Source organism: Pedobacter sp. Leaf132, from assembly GCF_920984695.1.
Taxonomy (GTDB): domain Bacteria; phylum Bacteroidota; class Bacteroidia; order Sphingobacteriales; family Sphingobacteriaceae; genus Pedobacter.
This window is the reverse complement of record NZ_CAKLBO010000002.1, coordinates 131626-152203: the sequence shown is the minus strand read 5'-3', so window position 1 is coordinate 152203 and position 20578 is coordinate 131626. Positions and strand designations below refer to the sequence as shown.

Sequence of the window (20578 nt, the reverse complement as noted above, 5' to 3'; positions counted from 1 at the left end):
TTGATAACAAAGGTACACTATGGATGTTTTATATGCTAACAAAAAAGGTTCTGTTTTGAAAATAAACAGAACCTTTTGTTAATAATTACCAGTTACTCCAACTTCTAAGCCTCTCAATTCGGCTAAACCTCTCAAACGACCGATAGCTGAGTAGCCGGGATTGGATTGTTTCGCCAAATCATCGAGCATTTGATGGCCATGGTCTGGTCTGAATGGAATTGATTTATCACGGAGGGCATTCTCTTCACTTAAAGCCTTCATAATTTCATACATATTTACATCGCCACCTAAATGATCTGCTTCATAAAAACTGCCATCTTCATCTTTGGTTACGTTTCGTAAATGCGCAAAATAGACTCTTTCTTTTATCACATTAAAAATCTGCAAAGCATTATTATCAACGCCTGCGCCTAAAGAACCTGTACAAAAACATACACCATTAAAAGGTTTATCTACATTTTGCAGGATGTAATTAAAATCATCAATTGTACTGGCAATACGTGGTAAACCTAAAATCGGATATGGAGGATCATCAGGATGGATAGTCATTTTTATGCCTTCATGCTCGCAAACATCAGCAATAGCAGATAGAAAATAAACCAGATTTTCTCTTAAACCATTGAAGCCAATTTTTTCGTATTCGCTGATGCTATTCCTTAAAGTTTCCAATTCAATTTCTTTTTCATTTGGAATTCCCATTAACACATTAATCCTCAAATCATCTAATTGCTGCTGATTTAATGTTGAAAATTTTGCCGCTGCACGTTCAAGTACATATTTTGGATAATCGGTATCAGCTCCAGGTCTTTTCAATATATAAATATCAAAAACAGCCAAATCAATCCAATTAAAATACAAAGCTTTAGAGCCGTCGGCCATTTCTAAATCCAACTGTGTTCTTGTCCAATCTAACACCGGCATAAAATTATAGCAAACAATTTTAATCCCACATTGAGCTAGATTTTTTAAAGAAACCTTATAATTTCCAATGTATTTATCCGCATCAGCTCTTCGGGTTTTAATAGCCTCATGCACAGGAACACTTTCTACAACAGACCATGTTAAACCAGATGATTCAATTATCGCTTTGCGTTCCAGAATATCTTCTAAAGGCCAAATTTCTCCGTGAGGAATATGATGTAAAGCGGTAACAATTCCGGTTGCGCCAGCCTGTTTTACATCTTGTAATGAAACCGGGTCGTTCGGACCATACCAACGCCAGGTTTGTTCTAATTTTTTATATTTTTTTTCCATAAATTATACTCCAGAATATGCTCCAAATCCACCATCAACAGTTAAGGTTTCTCCATTAACAAATTTCGATGCATCGCTTAACAGATAAACCAAAGCCCCAATTAATTCATCGGGGTTTCCAAACCTTTTAAAGGGTGTTTTATAAATAATCGCCTCTCCCCTTGCCGTTAAGGTTCCGTCTTGGTTGGTTAACAATTGTCGGTTTTGGTTTGTAATAAAAAAGCCAGGCACAATGGCATTCATGCGTAATTTTTCGCCATAACGGTTAGCCAATTCAACAGCCATCCACTTTGTGTAACTATCTATAGCAGATTTTGCCAAAGAATAGCCTAAAACCCTGGTAACCGCCTGCGATGCTGAAACTGATGAAATATTTACTATGCTACCGCCTTGTTTTGCAAGTTCTTTGCCGAATATTTGCGTTGGCAAAATGGTACCAAACAAATTTAAATCAAATGCCTGCTTTAAAGCGCCAATGTTTAAATCAAAAATATCTTTACCGGGTTGAACTACGGCTTCTGCAACATTTCCTCCCGCTGCATTTACCAAACCATCAATTTTTCCAAATTCAGTGGTTATTTTCGCATTTGCTTTTAGCAAATCTTCCTCGTTCATTACATCAGCAATTATATAAATGGCTTTGCCACCGCTTTTAATTACTTTATTAACTCGTGCTTGGGCAACTTCTTCATTTCTACCAATAATAACAACTGTTGCATCAGCAGCTGCGAGTCCGTTTACAAATGCCTCTCCTAGTACGCCAGTAGCACCGGTTACAACAATTACTTTGTTTTTTAAGGAAAAGATATTCAATTTTTCAGTCATTAATAAATTTTAAATTGATAAAAATAATGCGGTTATTTATATTTTGTCTGCATCTGATCGTAAAATGATTTAAGCACATAAAATGCCTTTTTTCGTTTTCCGGTTTCACTAATTAATCCTTTCCTGTTCCAAAAATTCTGATAAACAGGATGTTGCCTTCTTGGCGAACGAAAATCGGCTAAAATCCAGGGTGTCATCCCGCGTAAGGCAGATATTTTACTTAGCATGGTAATTTGATTTTTATACAATGCTTCCTGATATTCTTCGCTCCATCTGGTATTTTCATCAGCATGAAAACCGGCTAAGGCATCGCCGCCAAACTCTGTTACTACAACGGGTTTTTTGTATTTGATATTGAAATCATATTTTGTGATTTCGCCAGGTGTGCCGCCGAAATACCAGCCTGCATATTCATTAAAACTTACCAAATCAATTTTTTCACCTAATGGATCATTTAAAATCATGGTATTACCTTCTCTGTGCACTTCTAAAGCCGCAGCAATTAATCTTGTATCATCTAAACTTCTTGCCGTTTCTGCTAAATTGCTCATAAAACTTAACCGTGGAGCGCTTAATGGGGTTTCATTTCCAATAGACCAAACAATTACACTTGCCCGGTTTTTATCTCGCTGAATTAAATCTGTTAATTGCTGTTTTGCATTGGCATAAGTAACTGGATTTTCCCAACTAATGGTCCAGTAAACCGGCACTTCTGCCCAAACCAACAAACCCATTTCATCGGCTAAGCGAAGCATTTCTTCGTTATGCGGATAATGCGCCAGCCGAACATAATTACAGTTTAAATCTTTAGCCCATTGAAGCATCATTCGCATATCACCCTCACTTCGTAATCGACCTGCTAAAAGTGGATTTTCATCATGCAGGGAAATTCCGCGAAGAAAAACAGATTTACCATTTAGCATGATGCTATCTCCTAAAACCTCAATCGTTCTAAAACCTATTTTGTCATCTATGCTTTCATTACCAGATTTTACATTAACCGTATATAGTTTAGGGTTTTCTGGCGACCAAAGGTTAAGATTATTCCAAACAAACTGGTCACTAATTCTTCCTTCATTATCGGTTTTATACTTCTTTTCTAAATTAAGTTCTGGTATAGATACAGAAACCTCCTGACCTGAAGATGAATCATTTAACTTTAAATTAAAATTTAATAAATTGTTACTCCCTTTCTCTAGCTGAAGTTTGTAATCGCTGATAAAATGTTCTGGCAATTCTGCCAAATACACATCACGGGTAATCCCACCATAATTCCACCAATCTGTATTTACTGTAGGGATTTCATCTTGCTTGCGTACGTTATCTGCCTTAACAACCAATGTGTTATTACCAGCTTTTAGCTTACCTGTAACGTCAAACTGAAAGGGTGTAAAACCTCCTTTATGAACACCTAATTTTTTACCGTTGAGATAAACGTGGGCCTCATAGTTTACTGCACCAAAGTAAATAAGATAGCGCTTTGCTTTTTCTGGTTGTGCATTAAATTTCTTGCGCAACCAAACAGTTCCTTCGTAGAGCTCTAGTTTTTCCGATTGAGAATTCCAATCGCCTGGAACATTCATTTGCGGCGAACCATCAAAATTATATTCAATCAGTTCCGTTTTATCTTTTTGTTCTTTATCGTCAAAGAAACCTCCGGTCGCCGTTTTTGACTGATCGTATGGTTGATGCCGATAGTCATAAAATCCATTTTCGTAAGGATCTATAATATAATTCCATTTACCATTTAAACTTTGAATTTTACGAGCCTGAATGTTTTGAATAGAGCTAACCTGGGCATGTGTTACCGAGTAAACAAGCGAGAAGAATATTATAAAGGCTCTAACTTTAAAATTTGGCATATCAATTTAAATTTTTAGAAACATCATTTCCAAATAATGATGTTTCAAGGGATAAAACAATAAATAAAGGTTCAAAAAGTTCATTCTTATTATTGAGGATGAACGATTTCAAATATATTGATTTATTCCTAATGGCTAGATTTACATTGCTGGTTAATATGTTTTGTAGCTTAATAATTATTTTAAAAAAATCCATTTCAGTTGAATATCTAAAATGATTTAACTACAAACGAATGTAAAAAATGACTGGTAATAAAATTTACGAAATGCTTTAAAAAACCTTTAATACGGATTGTAGAAGTATTTCAAACGTTTGAAATAATTAAGCATTTTTCTTAACTATGCATAGTTGAAGGAAATGAAGATGAACAATAGCCCGATTACTTTAAAGTTTTTGGCCGAAAGGTTAAAAATGTCTGTTTCTACTGTATCAAAAGCTTTAAATAACTACCCTACAATTAACGAGTACACAAAAAAGCGTGTACAAGAAATGGCGAAGGAACTTCATTTCACACCAAATAAATCTGCTATTAATTTAAAGGAACGGAAATCGAGAATAATCGGAATTATCTTACCTAATCTGCTCGACCATTTTTTTACCAGAAGCATTTACGGTGTTGAACAATTTGCTATGGCAAATGGCTATAATGTAATAATTGCTCAATCTCATGATGATTCCGACAAAGAAATTCAACTTGCCAATATGTTACTAAAGAGCAGAGTTGATGGCTTGATTGTTGCCATTTCCAAAAATACTCAAGATTTTGCTCATTTTGAACAATTCGAAGGCATTGGTACTCCTGTGGTTTACTATACCCGCAATCCGAGTTTCAATATCAAATGCCATAAAGTTTTAGGAAATACTTTTCAGGGCTGTTACCAGGCAACAAAATTTCTGATAGATAGAGGGCATACTAAAATTGCCTACCTGGGTGGGCCTAAGATGATTAATTTTACCCACGACCGCTTTAATGGCTACATAAATGCCTTAAAGGATAGTAATGTTTCTTTCGATGCAGAATTAGTTGCCTACACCGATTTTGATAAAGAAAATACCATATCGGCGATAAAAAAACTATTCGGAAACAGTGAAAATATACCCACTGCTTTAGTTGCTTTTAAAGAACCAATTTTATTTGATGCGATAAAATATTTAAGGAGTATCAATCATCCAGGCGTAAATGAGATTGAATGCATAGGTTTTGGAAATAGCTCTTTTATAAATTATTTAGATTTACCCCCAATTGCATCGGTTGAGGAAAACCCTGAATCTGTTGGTGAAAACGCCATCCATCTACTTTTAAAACTAATAAACAGAGAAATTGAAATGGAAGATTATCAAAAAATCATGATAAAATCTAAACTTATTGTACATAAGGTATCTTAAATATTTTGGTTGATAAAATTCTTTGTCTGCATTTTTTATTTGCCGTAACTTGCAAACGCAATGGCATTATACTTTTCTTCGATAAATTCTGGCAGCAATGGCAATTGTTATTACATCGGTAATGAAACAGAAGCCGTATTAATTGATGTTGGCATTTCTTGCAAAGAAGTAGAAAAAAGAATGTATCGTTTGGGATTAGATATTAGAAAAGTTAAAGCTGTTTTTATTTCTCATGAACATAGCGACCATATAAAAGGGCTTGCTGTTTTTTCCAAAAAATATAATCTGCCAGTTTACATCACACCAAATACCTTATACAACAGCCGATTAGTTTTAGATTCGACTAACACCTACCCTTTTAATGATTTGCAGCCAGTTAAAATTGGTAATTTAAGTATTACTGCTTTTGCAAAGCATCATGATGCGGCAGACCCATACAGCTTTACTATAGAGCATAACAACACTCGGGTGGGCGTATTTACAGATATCGGAAGCGTTTGCGATAGATTAATTAAACATTTTAAAAATTGCCATGCAGCATTTTTAGAAGCCAATTATGATACTGAAATGCTAAATAATGGAAGTTATCCCTATTATTTAAAGAGAAGAATAACTAGCGGCAAGGGCCACTTATCAAATACCGAAGCCTTAAACTTATTTGTAAAACATAAGGCTGATTATATGAGTCATCTTTTATTAAGTCATTTATCAAAAGATAATAATTGCCCGTTATTAGTTGAAAATATTTTTAAGGCTGCAGCCGATAAAACCTTTGTTAAAGTTGCTTCCCGAAATCAGGAAAGTGAAATTTACTACACCAGCAATGAGCTTTTTACTGAAGAAAAGTATAGCTTCAATCCTCTACTTCATCAGCCCGCACAATTAAACTTATTTTAAAAATACTGAATATTTAGTATTGTTTAATCGACCGCAAATTGTCAGGTTTGTGTAGTTATATAAATCAACGGGACGATTTAAATTAACGCTTAAAGAGATTAATTAATTTTAATCTCTTTTTTTTAAAACAAATTATTTTGTTGTGGGTTATATATTCACTTCATAAATAGTTTGTTTGGTTTATTGGGGCTTATGGATTTAAGCCCCTTTCTCATTTCCAAATCATTATAAAGTTCTTTCCTAGAGATGAAATACATATAATTACAATCAAAATTTAAAGCATTTGTTGATTAACTTGCTACTATTATAAGCATACAATAAAAAAATTGTTGATTATGGTTAATAGTAACACAATTCGTACAGGTTTTAAATATCTTTTTTTATTATATTTGGAATGTATTTATACGCACAAAAAATTATATCTACCCTAAAAAAACTAAGATTATAGCTTAAATTTTTCACATCTAAAACTCTCAAGCAATGACAATAAAAACACACCGGGATATACCATTCAAAAGGAAACACAGATAAGCTACAACTGTAATCTATACAGTTTTAATAGCAAATAATTATTTAATAGTTCCCTGCTGCTATATTAAGTTATATAGAATAATTTATAAATAGTTGCATTTAATATTCCACAAATTATCACTCTATATGAGTAATAAGAATACAATAATTGATTTATTTACTGAACAGACTGAAATATATCCTGATAGAATTGCTATAGTTTTTGAAGACATTCAAATCAATTATAAAGATTTGAATCTACTAACAAACCAGATTGCAAATCATTTAATATCTATTGGTGTTACAGAAAAGTCGTTGGTACCGATTTGCCTAAATAAATCTGTGGATATGGCGATTGCAATACTTGCAGTTTTAAAATCAGGTGCTGCGTATATTCCAATTGACCCGGAATTTCCAATTGAAAGAGTCGAGTTTATGCTTGAAGATTCTGGTGCGGATGTTGTAATCTCAGATAACCATTCAGATCATTTTTTTTCAGCTGCAAAAGGAAAGCTAATTATAAATCCATCTGATAATTGGACTGAATCATTAAAGTTCTCTAATAATTTACCTGCTTTAAATGCTCAAGCTGATAATCTTGCTTACGTTATTTATACGTCTGGCTCAACGGGCAAACCCAAAGGTGTACTTATTGAGCACAGAAATTTACTAGATTATTTTGAGGGTTTAGAAAATAGTCTATCCTTGTCTGCTTGCAACTCCTTCGCTATTGGCGCTACATTAGCTACTGATTTAGGAAATACCGTATTATTTGGTTCTTTATTGTATGGTAAAACACTACATCTGTTTACCAAAGAAAAATTTAATGATGTCGATTATATTCATCAATATTTTAAAAACAATGAAATCGATTTTTTAAAAATCGTTCCATCTCATTGGAAATCTCTTAGTCTAAAAGGATTTGAATTGCTCCCCAAAAAAATATTAATGTTTGGAGGAGAAGCACTTTACACAGCATTAATCAAGGACATTATTATAGATGCTGATAGAACATATCAGATAGTAAACCACTATGGCCCTACAGAAACCACGATAGGGAAATTAATTCATATAGTAAAAAGAGAAACAGAATATGGCCATATAGTGCCCATAGGTAAAGCTTTCACCGATGCCAGATTGCACATTGTGGATGAAAACGGAGCTTTGGTTAAAGAGGGCATGCAAGGCGAATTGCACATTGGGGGTTCCGGCCTTGCCAGGGGTTACTTAAACCGACCTGACCTAACGCAAGAGCGGTTTATTGCAGATTTGTTTAGCTATGATGGCAACGAAAGACTTTACAAAACCGGTGATGTAGTTAAGCGATTAGCTGATGGCAATATTGAGTATCTAGGTCGTACAGACGATCAGATAAAGATTAGGGGTTATAGAATTGAATTAGGCGAAATTGAGAGCACACTTCAAAAAGCACCAGGTGTTAAGCAAGGGGTAGTGTTAGCAAGGGATACACAATTAGGCGATAAGCGACTTATTGGATATGTTGTGGTAGACGGTAAATACGACAAGAAAGAAATAATTAGTTTCTTGGAGCGTAGCCTGCCAACCTTTATGGTTCCTCAGTTATTGGTTCAGCTTCAGGAAATTCCATTAACACTTAATGGTAAAATTGATAAAAAAGCACTCCCAGATCCTGATGCTTCAACCCTTCTCACCAACCCATACCATGCACCTAACTATGAAACAGAAACTAACATTGCAAATGTTTGGAAAGAACTTTTAGTAGTAGAACGAGTTGGTGTTGATGATAACTTTTTTGAGCTAGGCGGCAATTCCTTGCTTGCTCAAAAGTGTGTGGCAATATTAAAAGAACGCTTTGGATTAACATTAGGCGTAACTAAAATATACCAGTTTCCAAAGATTGTTGATTTAGCCGTATTTTTAGATGGTCGAGATTTATCTCGAAAACTTAAAAGAAAAATCATCAAAAGAGAAAATACCGATGTTGCCATTATTGGCATGTCTGGTAGATTTCCTGGTGCTGACACTATAGACGAACTTTGGAAAAACCTTAAGGAAGGGAGAGAAACTACCCGGTTTTTTAAAGATGATGAATTGGATGCCAGTGTTCCAGAAAGTTTAAAAAACGATCCGGATTATATTAAAGCAAGAGGAATAATTGATAATATTGCTGATTTTGATGCAACTTTCTTCGGTATAAATCCAAAACTTGCAGAATTAATGGACCCACAGCAACGGGTGTTTCTTGAAATTGCATGGGAAGCATTAGAAAAAACAGGTTATATTCCAGATAAATATGCTGGCAGAATAGGTGTATTTGCCGGTGTTAGAGTAAATACATACTATGCTAATAACGTTATTTCGAACACAGAATTAATACAAAATGCTGGTAAATTTCAGGTTGTAACAGTTAATGATAAAGATTATGTTGCAACAAGAACGGCTTACACATTAAATCTTACCGGTCCGGCGGTAAATGTTCAATCAGCTTGCTCTACATCTCTATTAGCCGTTGCGCAAGCGGTACAAAGCATACGCAGTGGCCAATGTGAAATGGCATTAGCTGGTGGTGCAACTATCAATTCACCTGTTAATGTTGGGCATTTATACGAAGAAGGTGCTATGCTAAGTAATGATGGGCATTGCAGACCTTTCGATTCGGGTGCTGAAGGAACGGTTTTTAGCGACGGAGCTGGCGTGGTTCTTTTAAAAGATAAAGAAGAAGCTATTAAAGACGGTGATTTTATCTTTGGAGTTATTAAAGGTATTGGCATAAATAACGATGGAGGGAATAAAGCGAGTTTTACCGCTCCAAGTGCAGAAGGACAAGCTGCAGCTATTTCTATGGCCATTGAAGATGGAAACATAAATCCTGCTGATATTAGCTATATCGAAACTCATGGTACAGCAACACCTCTTGGAGACCCAATTGAAATTGAGGGGCTAAATCTTGCTTTCGGTCCTCAAGATAAAAAACAGTATTGCGCAATTGGCTCGGTTAAAAGTAATTTTGGCCACTTAACTTGTGCCGCTGGCGTAACAGGATTAATTAAAGCTAGCTTAGCTTTACATCATAAGCAAATTCCTGCATCCATTAATTACAAAACGCCTAACCCAAACATAGATTTTAAAAACAGCCCCTTTATTGTAAACGCTGAGTTAAAAAACTGGGAATCAGACAAAAGAAGAATTGCTGGGGTAAGTTCTTTCGGTGTTGGCGGCACAAATGTTCATATTGTTTTAGAGGAATTTGAAAATGTTGTGCAAACCAGTACTGCAGCAAAGCCACTACAACTTATAACCTGGTCTGCAAAAAATGAAAATAGTTTAAATGGCTATTCATACAGCTTAAGTAAATATTTAAAACAAGCAAAAGATGTATCATTTGCAGATATTGCTTACACATTAAATGGTTCTAGACATAACTTTAATCATAAAACATTTGCAATCGCCGGTAATGCTGAAGACGTTATTAAGCAAATTGATAATTTATCGGGTTTAGTAAGCCCATCCAAAAAAAGTTTAAAAAACATAAGAGAAGTTGTTTTTATGTTTCCAGGACAAGGCTCTCAATTTTTAAACATGGGAAGAGCATTGTATGAACATGAGCCTGTTTTTAAAAACTCAATGGATGAATGTAATGCTCTACTAAAACATCAAATTGGGGAAGATTTATTAGCAATTATTTATCCGGAGGAAATTAACGAATTAGCCGAGAGTAAAATAAAAAACACCAGATATAGTCAGCCGGCATTATTTATGGTTAGTTATTCGATAGCTAAATTATGGATGAGCTGGGGCGTTTTTCCTACTGCTTTTATTGGCCATAGTATTGGTGAATTTGTTGCCGCTTACTTTTCCGGAATATTAAATCTTCAGGATGCACTGAAAATTATTTCGACCAGAGGCAAGCTTATGAGCGAGTTACCAGGCGGAACAATGCTTTCTGTTAGGGCAAAAATTGATGAAATAGAAAAGATATTACCTGAAAGAGTATCTATTGCAGCTATAAATTCTGCTGATTTATTAGTTTTAGCTGGAGATAATTGTAGTATTGAGCTATTTTCAGAAAAATTAAATCAATTAGAAATCCCGAACAAACAATTACAAACCAGCCACGCATTTCATTCTTACATGATGGATGCTGTTGTTGAGCCTTTTAAACTTTCTTTAAAAGAAATAAACCTTAATAAGCCATCCATACCAATATATTCTACCGTAACTGGAACTATTTTAACAGATGAAAATGCTTTAGATATATGTTATTGGTCTAATCATTTAAGAGCAACTGTTAATTTTGACAAGGCCGCTGCACAACTTCTTCAAGAAAATAGTGAAAAAGCTTTTATAGAGATTGGCCCGGGAAATGCTACAAGTACATTTATCCGTCAGCAAAATCTTGGAAAAAACTGTACAATTATCACTTCTCTGGATTTTCCCAAAACGGACCAAACAGCTTATCATTCTATATTAAAAGCTGTTGGAAATTTATGGCTGAGTGGTTTTGATTTTAAATGGGAACTATTTTATCAAAACCAACAACGGATTAAAGTATACGATTTACCTACCTATTCATTTAACAAAACACGGTATTGGGTCGAACCAATGCAAAATACATATCAACCCGTAAATGCAATTAGCCCATTTACACCAAATATAAACCTCGAACAAAACAAACCTCAACCAGTAATGAGAAAGCAAGCATTAATTAAGCAGCTCAAAGAAATATTGGAAGATGCATCAGGTATTGAAATGAACGATGCTACACCGGAAATGACTTTTATTGAAATTGGATTAGACTCATTGTTACTTACACAGGTTGTGCTAATTTTAAAGAAAAAATTCTCTCTACCTATCACTTTCAGGCAGTTAAATGAAGAATTTGGAACTTTAGATTTGCTAACCGACTATCTGGATGCTAATTTACCAGCTGACACGATTTCAGTGGCGCCTGTTTCACAACAAAGCCAAAATATTTTAAATTTCAGTCCGTCAAATTCAGGTCAGCCCATTTCGGCTAATACAGTTGTAAATGGTTCTGCTTTAGATTTAATTGGTCAGCAATTGCAACTTTTGGGCATGCAAATATCATTACTGCAAGGTGGTACACAGAATCAAATTATTCAAAATAATAATCAACCAAGTATTACACCTCAGTTGTCAAATCCAGTTGCATCAGCTGTTCCTAAAGCATCATCAGATTTAACACCTGAGGAAGAAATAGAAATAAAAAAACCTTTTGGTGCTGCAGCCAGAATTGACAAACAGTCTGCTGCATTAAGTGATGCACAAGCAAAATACCTCACTGGTTTAACCAACAGATACAACGAAAAAACAAAAGGTAGTAAAGCTTATACTCAGCAACATCGCCCACACATGGCCGATCCAAGAGTTGTATCTGGCTTTAAGCCGGCCACTAAAGAGCTTGTTTATTCAATCGTAATTAATAAATCTAAAGGAAGCCGTGTTTGGGATATTGATGGTAATGAATACATCGATGCCTTAAATGGCTTTGGTTCTAATATGCTAGGCTATCAACCTGATTTCATCAAAAATGCTTTAATCGAGCAAATTGAAAAAGGTTACGAAATCGGGCCTCAACATGAATTGGCAGGAGAAGTCTCAAAGTTAATCTGCGAGTTTACAAATTTTGATAGAGCGGGTTTATGTAATACAGGTTCTGAGGCCGTGCTGGGTGCTATGCGTATAGCCAGAACAGTAACCGGGCGTTCTACCATTGTTGCATTTACAGGTTCTTATCATGGCATTACTGATGAAGTAATTGTTAGAGGAAGTAAAAAATTGAAAACCTTCCCTGCAGCACCAGGAATTATGCCTGAAGCAGTACAAAATATGCTTATCCTGGATTATGGAACAGAAGAATCTCTTAAAATTATTGAAGAGCGTGCCCACGATATTGCAGCTGTTTTGGTAGAACCTGTACAAAGCAGAAGGGCAGACTTTCAACCTGTTGATTTCTTAAAAAAGCTACGAAAAATAACGGAAGAATCAGAAACTGTTCTCATCTTTGATGAAGTAATTTCAGGTTTCAGATTTCATCCTGCAGGTGTACAAGGCTTATTTGGCATTCAGGCCGACTTAGGAACTTATGGTAAAGTTGCAGGTGGCGGTATTTCAATTGGAATAATTGCAGGTAAGAAGAAATATATGGATGCTCTTGATGGCGGTTTCTGGCAATTTGGCGATGATTCTATTCCAGAGGTTGGAGTAACCTATTTTGCGGGTACCTTTGTTCGGCATCCATTAGCTTTAGCTACAGCAAAAGCATCTTTGAATTATCTGAAAGAAATGGGACCTCAGTTGCAAGAAAACCTAAATGCCAACGGTTTATATATTGCCAACACAATTAATGCACTTTGCAGAAGACTGAGTGTGCCAATGTATGTGGCTCAATTTGGGTCGCTATGGAGAATTAAATTTATTGAGGAATATCCTTACACTGAATTATTTTTCACATTAATGCGATTAAAAGGCATTCACGTTTTAGAAGGTTTTGCATGTTTTTTAACAACAGCTCATACAAATAGCGACATTAATCAAATTGTTAAATGTTTTGAAGAATCTCTAATTGAGTTAAAGGAGGTAGGATTTATACCTGAATACAAACATCCCGACGAGAATAACTTTTTAGATGATTTAAATCAGCCACCAGCTCCAAATGCAAGATTAGGGAAAGATAAAGATGGAAATCCTGCGTGGTTTGTAAAAGACGAAGCAAATCCAGGTAAATACCTTCAGGTAAATTAAATTATAAAATAGAAGTTATGCTCAACTTTACTCCAGTTGATTTTGATCCTTTTGGAGAGGTAAAGATAATTGAAAAAATCACCCCCACTAACGAGCCCCAAAGAGAAATTTGGCTGTCTTGTATTATTGGTGGTGAGGATGCAAATCTATCTTACAATGAATCTGTATCGCTAGAAATAACTGGCGAATTAAACTTTAATGCCCTAAATAAAGCTGTAAATGATTTAGTTTTACGTCATGAGGCTTTGAGATCTACCATTAGCCCCAACGGAGAATCTTTAATTATATATAAAAATTTACCGGTTGATTTTGAACTTGTAGATATAAGTGATTTAGATTCTATAGCGCAAAAATCACTTTTAAAATCTTTCATCAGAAGGGTTCTCGACACTCCACTGGATCTATATGAAGGACCATTATTTAAGGTTTATTTACATAAATTACATACTGCCGAACATTTTCTAACCATCGTGAAGCATCATGCCATAGGCGATGGCTGGTCTACTGGTGTGATATTAGAAGATTTAAGTAAAATGTATAATGCTTACAGCAACGGTGAAAACTTAAATTTGGACCGCCCTGCACAAATAAGTGATTATGCGATAGCACAAGCCAAGTTTAAAAAATCTGATGATTTTAGAAAAACTGAGAACTTCTGGCTGGATATTTTTAAAAATAATGTACCGGTTTTAGATTTACAGACAGACTATCCACGTCAATCTCCGAGAACTTATAAAGGAAATCGAATCGATTATCCATACGATAAAGATTTTATAAATAAAGTTAAAAGTGTTGGTGCAAAAGCCGGTTGTAGTCTGGTTACCACATTGTTATCAGCATTTGAAGTTTTCCTATATCAAAAAACCAATCAAAAAGAGCTTGTTGTAGGCCTACCCTCTTCTGGTCAATCGGCAACCGAAATGTGTGATTTGGTTGGTCATTGTGTTAATCTGTTGCCTTTAAAAACTACTATAAATACCGAAAAGAGCTTTATCGATTATTTAAAAAAACGTAAAGGAGAAGTATTAGATGCCTATGATAATCAAAGATTAACCTTCGGTGAACTTATAAAAAAATTATACATCCCCAGAGATCCTTCTAGAATTACATTGGTACCTGTCGTTTTCAACATCGACATGGGTATGGATAATTCAGTAAAATTTGATGGTTTAGACTATAAGCTTATCAGTAATCCGAGGGCGTATGAAAACTTTGAAATATTCTTAAACGCTACCAGTTCAAAAGATGGATTAGTGCTTGAGTGGTCTTACAATACCGGATTATTTAAAGAAGAAACAATTGAATCATTTAATAGCACCTTAAAAACTCTTTTAGAGAAAATTATATTAAATCCGGAAAGTAGTATAGCCCAACTTACCGATAAAGGAGATGTATTTTTTGAAGCGGCCGATGAAGTTTTTATAGCTGAGCATGAATCAGTAAATACATTAATAGCTCAATCAGTAATAAGTTATCCTGATAAAACTGCATTTAGCTTTGAAGGTATAAAGCTGAGTTATCAACAATTGGATAATAAAGTAAATCAACTTGCATCTTATTTAGTAGAGAAAGGCATTGGAAAGGGAGATATTGTTGCGATTTCTGTAGACCGATCTACCGAAATGCTGGTTTCTTTGTTAAGCATATTAAAAACCGGCGCAGTTTATTTACCTCTTGATCCCGAATATCCTTTAGATAGAATTGAGTTTATGCTCGAAGATTCTAATGCTAAGCTCTTATTGGTTTCTGATGATTATTATACCAAATACCAAAGTAATGTTGAAGAAGTTGTTATAAATGAAATTTGGTCACAACTTCAATCTTACTCAAAAACATTTGAAGAAAAGGAAATAAAGGGAAGTGATTTAGCCTATATCTTATACACGTCAGGCTCAACCGGCAAACCAAAAGGTGTAAAAATTACCCATAGGAATCTGGCTAATTTTTTAATTAGCATGAAAACAAGTCCTGGTATAAAAGGCTCGGATAGATTATTGGCAATTACAACCATCTCTTTTGACATTGCAGGTTTAGAACTCTATTTACCTTTAATTTCTGGTGCTGAACTTATTTTAGCAAGTACAGAAGCCATAAAAGATGGCCGTATACTTTTAAAAGTTTTAGAAGAAGAAAAAATCACGATGCTTCAGGCTACTCCATCAACTTTGCAGATGATTTTAGATTCTGTTTGGGATAGTAATTTTGATTTAAAAATACTTTCTGGCGGAGAGGCTTTGCCAAAAGATCTAGCGATAAAACTGCTTAATCTATCGACTGAGCTATGGAATATGTACGGCCCAACCGAAACCACAATCTGGTCTACCGTAAAAGAGATTGAAGCAGAAGACAAGATAGTATCGATAGGTTGGCCAATTAACAATACACAAGTATATATTGTTGATGAAAATGGAAACAGATTGGCAAATAATGAAGTTGGAGAAATTTACATTGGCGGAGAAGGCGTTGGGGCAGGTTATTTAAACAGACCTGAACTTACAAACGAAAAATTTGTTCCCGATAATTTTAGCAAGAAAACCGGCAAAAAATTGTACAGAACCGGAGATTTAGGTAAAATTCTTGATAATGGAGAAATCCAATGCTTAGGCAGAATAGATCATCAGGTTAAAATTCGCGGTCATAGAATTGAATTAGGTGAAATTGAATCGATTATATCGAAGCAAAATGGTGTTAAGCAAGCTGTTGTTTTAGCTCGTGAAGATATTCCAAATGATAAACGTTTAATAGCATATTTAACGCTTGAACATAAAAATGACGATGTAAATGACTCAGCCTGGAAAGCACACTGGGATACCTTATATGAAATTGGAGCTGAAAATAAGTCATCTCTTGATGTTTCTGACCAAAATATAGATGGAACGCTTCTTGAACACCTCGAAAATAGTGAAGATTTAAAAAAACAAGCAGCAGAATGGATAGAAACTTCTGTTGAAAGGATAAAAGAGCAAAAATCAAAACGAATTTATGAAATTGGAAGTGGTGCCGGACAAATTTTATATGAGATAGCTCCGGAAACAGAGTATTACATTGCTACCGATTATGCTCAAGCAGCTATAGATAATATTAATCTCCATTTAAATTCAGAACCTGAAAAATGGAGCAATGTTAAGGCATTAGCAGCATCGGCTGATGACTTCTCTGCAATTGGAAACACTCCGGTTGATTTGGTTTTGATCCATAGTGTGGCTCAATATTTCGCAGATGCTGATTATCTTTTAAATGTTATAAAACAATCCCTTAAATCGATTACAGATGGAGGTTGTATTTTTATTGGGGATATGCAAGGCAAAAATTCGTTAAGAATGTGCCATGCGATGGACCATTTACCAAGAGATTCGGACTCAAACACTGTAGAGATTTTTAATAATACTGTTGATAATCGAGTAAGAATTGAAGAAGAATTTGTTGCAGACCCTGCATTTTTCTACGCTTTACCAAAGCTCTTTCCACAAATAAAGGGTGTAGATGTTCAGTTAAGAAAAGGTTTGTCTTTAAACGAAACCACAAAATACCATTACGATATCTGGCTGTATGTAAATAAGCCTGTAAGTAAAGTGAAATCGCAAATTCTTAAATATTGGAGCGATGTTAAAGAAGTTGAACAACTGGAGCTTTTATTAAATGAAAATCCAGATAATAATGTTATTGAAATAAGAAATATTTTCAATTCAAGAACAGCAAAAGATTATCATTTGATAAAATTTTTGGAAAAAGATAGTGTTGACACACGCATTAGGGATGTAAAAGCTAAAATTAATTCTATTAATGAAGGATTGAGTCCTGATTTATTTTGGGCTTTAGGTGAAAAAATCGGCTACAATGCACATGTTAGGTGGACAACCGATGGAACAGATGGACTATTTGATGTAGTTTTCATTCCTATAACTGATGAATTGGTTATTCCAGAATTTGCATTTCCTGATGAACTTAAAAAGAACATATATGACTTTGCTAGAACCCCAATTTCTCAAAATGAAATCCATCTTGAAAAAGAAATTGTTCAACATTGGAAGCAAAATCTGAGTGAGCATTTACCAGCTTACATGATTCCTGAAGAATTTATAGCGCTTAAGACTTTTCCCTTAACACCAAACGCCAAAATTGATAGAAAAGCATTACCAAAACCAAGTTCTAAAAAGGCAGTAAACACTTCTGAAAAACAAAGCAGACCATTTTCAGAGAACGAGAAATTAGTTGTAGAAATCTGGAAAGACATTTTAGGTTTAGATAATTTAAAACCAACTGACGATTTCTTTGAATTAGGAGGTCATTCGCTGTTGGCGGTAAAGGTTATGGTAACCATCGAAAAATCGACAGGTAAACGCCTTCCACTTGCAACGCTATTTAATAATTCTACGATTGAAAAATTAGCCAGACAACTTTCAGACGGGAAAACAGAATCTAAGTGGGATGCCTTAGTGCCGATTAAAACAGATGGAGGTAAAACGCCGCTATTTTTAATTCATGGAGGTGGCTTAAATATTTTACTTTTTAAATCAATTAGCACTTATTTCGATAAAGACCAACCAGTTTATGGCTTGCAAGCGTTAGGCTTAAATCATCCTACGGAAGTACCAACAACAATAAATGAAATTGCAAAAAGATACATTAAAGAGATTTTAGAGGTTAATCCGAATGGCCCTTATGCATTGGCGGGTTATTCTCTCGGCGGATTTATAGCATTTGAAATTGCAAAAGAATTAAAGTTATTAGGAAAAGAGATTAAGCTGTTGGGCATTATGGATACTTACGCCGGAAATAATGAGGTAGTGGATGATAAGGCAAATCATTTATTTAAGAAATTTAAACGTCAGTTTCACAAGGTTCCATTCTTCACAAAATCTTTTATAAGTAATCCAAAAGAGACGATAGATTATCAACTTACAGTTACTAAAAACAGGATAGAAAAAATTAGAACGAATAGTGTTGCAACTAAAGATGTACTAACAGAATATGAAACTGAGATTTATAAAAATTATAACATTGCACATAATAATTATTTTTTAACACCAGCAGATTTGAAAGTTACCTTATTTAGAGTAGCAAAAAGACTGTATTATCTGGATGATTTAATTCATTTAGGTTGGGGTAAATTTGCTAAGCAAGGTGTAGAAGTGCACGAAATACCTGGCGACCACAAAACATTTTTATTTCCGCCAAACGACAAGGAGTTTGCAGAAATACTTCAGAAAAAGCTTAATTCTATTTAATGAATTAAATGAAAAATTTATTTATTGATAATGTTAACTGGGAAATTACAGACTGGAATTTAGACAACAGCCATACACATATTTTTAAAATAAATATTGCCGAAAAATTTAAAGATATCTATTCTAAGTATGAAGATGTTTTATCTGATAACGAGATTTTAAAATCAGAAAAATATCTTCAGGTAAGGGATAGGAAACGATTCATAACCAGCAAATATTTTCTCAGGTTAATCTTGTCAAAAATTTTATATTCTACGCCTGCCGAACTACAGTTTAGTCAGCACTACAATAATAAACCAAAATTAAGCGGTATTGAATTTAATGTTTCGCACAGCGGAGATAAAATTTTAATTGCCATTAGCCCTAAGCCAATAGGTATTGATGTAGAATCATTAACTAAGCCATTTGATTTCGAATCGATAATAGAAACGTGTTTTCATCCAGATGAAAAAAAATATTTAATTAAGGCAGACAGACAAAACTTTTATACATTTTGGACCAGAAAAGAAGCCGTTTTGAAAGCAACAGGCGAAGGATTAGTTGATAATTTAGAATCCATAAATACTTTTCAAAATCGAATAGAGCGTAATACGGAATATTTTGAGCTTAAAAGCTTTTTAATTGACAATGATTATGTTGCAAGCTTGGCTTTCAAGTCTACAGTGAATAACGCTATAAAATTCTGGATTATTTGATTATTTTCTTTTAGATTTTTCCCAGGCTGCACTTTGGTTTTTACCTAAATATCTAAAGATACCTGCAATTACTGAGTAATTCATCACACAAAAATAATATGGAATAAAAAACACTTTAATCTTAATATTCTTACTTTCAAAAAACCAACCTGCTAAGCTTAAAGTGTAAAATAAAATTTGAGCTATTAGTAGAATCTTGTACAAAAACAACCCGGTTTCAGCCACAATAAAAATATTTAAAAGAAAAGCAATTATAAGTAAGAATGGTGTAACAGTCCAGCGTAATACGCGGTGAGAAATGTATTGAAACGTTAATACCGGATAATAAAATGGATTTGCAGCCTTTTTCAGTCTCAATGTAGATTGTAAACCACCTGCTGCAATTCTAATTTTACGTTTCAGTTCTTCCTTCGTATTGGCTGATGCAGTTTCCATTGCATAAGCTTCAGCTTCATAGGCAATAATATAACCCTTTTCTGCAATACGCATTGCAATCATGTGGTCATCAATAATTGAATCAGATTCAACCGGCTGATATAATTTAGCCCGTATGCTAAAAAGCTCTCCGGCGGCGCCAACGTTCGAATATAATTCGTAATCCCATTTTTTTAAATATGATTCGTATTTCCAGTAAAAGCCCTCTCCTGCCGAACTTGCATCGGCTAATTCTTCAACCATAATACGTTTTTCGCCGGCAACAGCGCCAACCTTATCATTCTGGTAATGCTTTACCAATTCCTTAATTGCAGCCTTGTTCAAAAATGTATTGGCATCCGTAAAAACGATAATATCATTTTTTACCATAGGCATAGCTCTTTTAATAGCAGCCATTTTACCGGTGCGAGCATTTTCATGCATTAAAGTAATTTCAGTAAAAGGCTTAATTTTATCCGGAGTAGCATCAGAGGAACCATCTGTAATAAAAATGATTTGTATTTTATCCTTTGGATAATCTAACTCAAGCGTATTTTTAATTTTATCTTGTATAATATCTGCTTCGTTGTAGGCTGCCACTAAAATGGTAACGGTTGGCAGTTCATAATCTCTATTAAAAACGATTTTTTTTACAAAAAGCCTCTTTAACTTAATTAACAGAAAAAGTAAAAATCCATAACCAACAAATGTGTAAACAACAATAAATAAAGAAATCCAAAAAATTAAAATCATATAGGA

9 protein-coding genes are annotated in these 20578 nt (G+C 34.4%); 5 read left to right on the top strand and 4 right to left on the bottom strand.

The window, feature by feature from the left end:
- Positions 1–78: 78 nt before the first annotated feature.
- Genes uxuA through LUA86_RS04385 form a run of 3 tightly spaced genes read right to left on the bottom strand, consistent with a single transcriptional unit; the run spans position 79 to position 3941 of the window.
- On the bottom strand, positions 79–1254 hold the full coding sequence (uxuA, locus tag LUA86_RS04395; protein WP_231459377.1) for a mannonate dehydratase: 1176 nt from the start codon (positions 1252–1254) through the stop codon (positions 79–81).
- 3 nt (positions 1255–1257) lie between these two features.
- Positions 1258–2079 (bottom strand): SDR family oxidoreductase, encoded by an 822-nt coding sequence (locus LUA86_RS04390; RefSeq protein ID WP_231459376.1) that lies wholly within the window; start codon positions 2077–2079, stop codon positions 1258–1260.
- 32 nt (positions 2080–2111) lie between these two features.
- Positions 2112–3941 carry a glycoside hydrolase family 2 protein gene (locus LUA86_RS04385; protein WP_231459375.1) on the bottom strand — a complete coding sequence of 610 codons (1830 nt, stop codon included), beginning with the start codon at positions 3939–3941 and terminating at the stop codon, positions 2112–2114.
- A gap of 358 nt (positions 3942–4299) precedes the next feature.
- Here LUA86_RS04385 and LUA86_RS04380 point away from each other — a divergent pair, with 358 nt between their 5' ends.
- The 5 genes from LUA86_RS04380 to LUA86_RS04360 all read left to right on the top strand — a co-directional run bounded on the left by LUA86_RS04380 (position 4300) and on the right by LUA86_RS04360 (position 19405).
- Positions 4300–5328: a LacI family DNA-binding transcriptional regulator gene (locus LUA86_RS04380; RefSeq protein WP_231459374.1), complete on the top strand. Its 1029-nt coding sequence runs from the start codon at positions 4300–4302 to the stop codon at positions 5326–5328.
- Positions 5329–5388: 60 nt separating this feature from the next.
- The gene (locus tag LUA86_RS04375) at positions 5389–6225 is read left to right on the top strand and encodes an MBL fold metallo-hydrolase (RefSeq protein WP_231459373.1); all 837 of its coding nucleotides are present in this window, start codon (positions 5389–5391) and stop codon (positions 6223–6225) included.
- A 657-nt stretch (positions 6226–6882) separates the two neighbouring features.
- Positions 6883–13482 (top strand): polyketide synthase, encoded by a 6600-nt coding sequence (locus tag LUA86_RS04370; RefSeq protein ID WP_231459372.1) that lies wholly within the window; start codon positions 6883–6885, stop codon positions 13480–13482.
- A 17-nt stretch (positions 13483–13499) separates the two neighbouring features.
- Positions 13500–18710: a non-ribosomal peptide synthetase gene (locus LUA86_RS04365; RefSeq protein WP_231459371.1), complete on the top strand. Its 5211-nt coding sequence runs from the start codon at positions 13500–13502 to the stop codon at positions 18708–18710.
- Between the two features lie 8 nt (positions 18711–18718).
- Positions 18719–19405 carry a 4'-phosphopantetheinyl transferase superfamily protein gene (locus LUA86_RS04360; protein ID WP_231459370.1) on the top strand — a complete coding sequence of 229 codons (687 nt, stop codon included), beginning with the start codon at positions 18719–18721 and terminating at the stop codon, positions 19403–19405.
- Here LUA86_RS04360 and LUA86_RS04355 read toward each other — a convergent pair whose 3' ends face one another.
- Complete coding sequence (locus tag LUA86_RS04355) at positions 19406–20572, bottom strand: glycosyltransferase family 2 protein (RefSeq protein WP_231459369.1); 1167 nt, start codon at positions 20570–20572, stop codon at positions 19406–19408. It lies immediately after the preceding gene.
- Positions 20573–20578: the final 6 nt, after the last annotated feature.

Bases quoted from the DNA above. Each gene is read 5' to 3' on its own strand.
- uxuA (WP_231459377.1), bottom strand. From the start codon at position 1,254: ATGGAAAAAAAATATAAAAAATTAGAACAAACCTGGCGTTGGTATGGT.
- LUA86_RS04390 (WP_231459376.1), bottom strand. From the start codon at position 2,079: ATGACTGAAAAATTGAATATCTTTTCCTTAAAAAACAAAGTAATTGTT.
- LUA86_RS04385 (WP_231459375.1), bottom strand. From the start codon at position 3,941: ATGCCAAATTTTAAAGTTAGAGCCTTTATAATATTCTTCTCGCTTGTT.
- LUA86_RS04380 (WP_231459374.1), top strand. From the start codon at position 4,300: ATGAAGATGAACAATAGCCCGATTACTTTAAAGTTTTTGGCCGAAAGG.
- LUA86_RS04375 (WP_231459373.1), top strand. From the start codon at position 5,389: ATGGCATTATACTTTTCTTCGATAAATTCTGGCAGCAATGGCAATTGT.
- LUA86_RS04370 (WP_231459372.1), top strand. From the start codon at position 6,883: ATGAGTAATAAGAATACAATAATTGATTTATTTACTGAACAGACTGAA.
- LUA86_RS04365 (WP_231459371.1), top strand. From the start codon at position 13,500: ATGCTCAACTTTACTCCAGTTGATTTTGATCCTTTTGGAGAGGTAAAG.
- LUA86_RS04360 (WP_231459370.1), top strand. From the start codon at position 18,719: ATGAAAAATTTATTTATTGATAATGTTAACTGGGAAATTACAGACTGG.
- LUA86_RS04355 (WP_231459369.1), bottom strand. From the start codon at position 20,572: ATGATTTTAATTTTTTGGATTTCTTTATTTATTGTTGTTTACACATTT.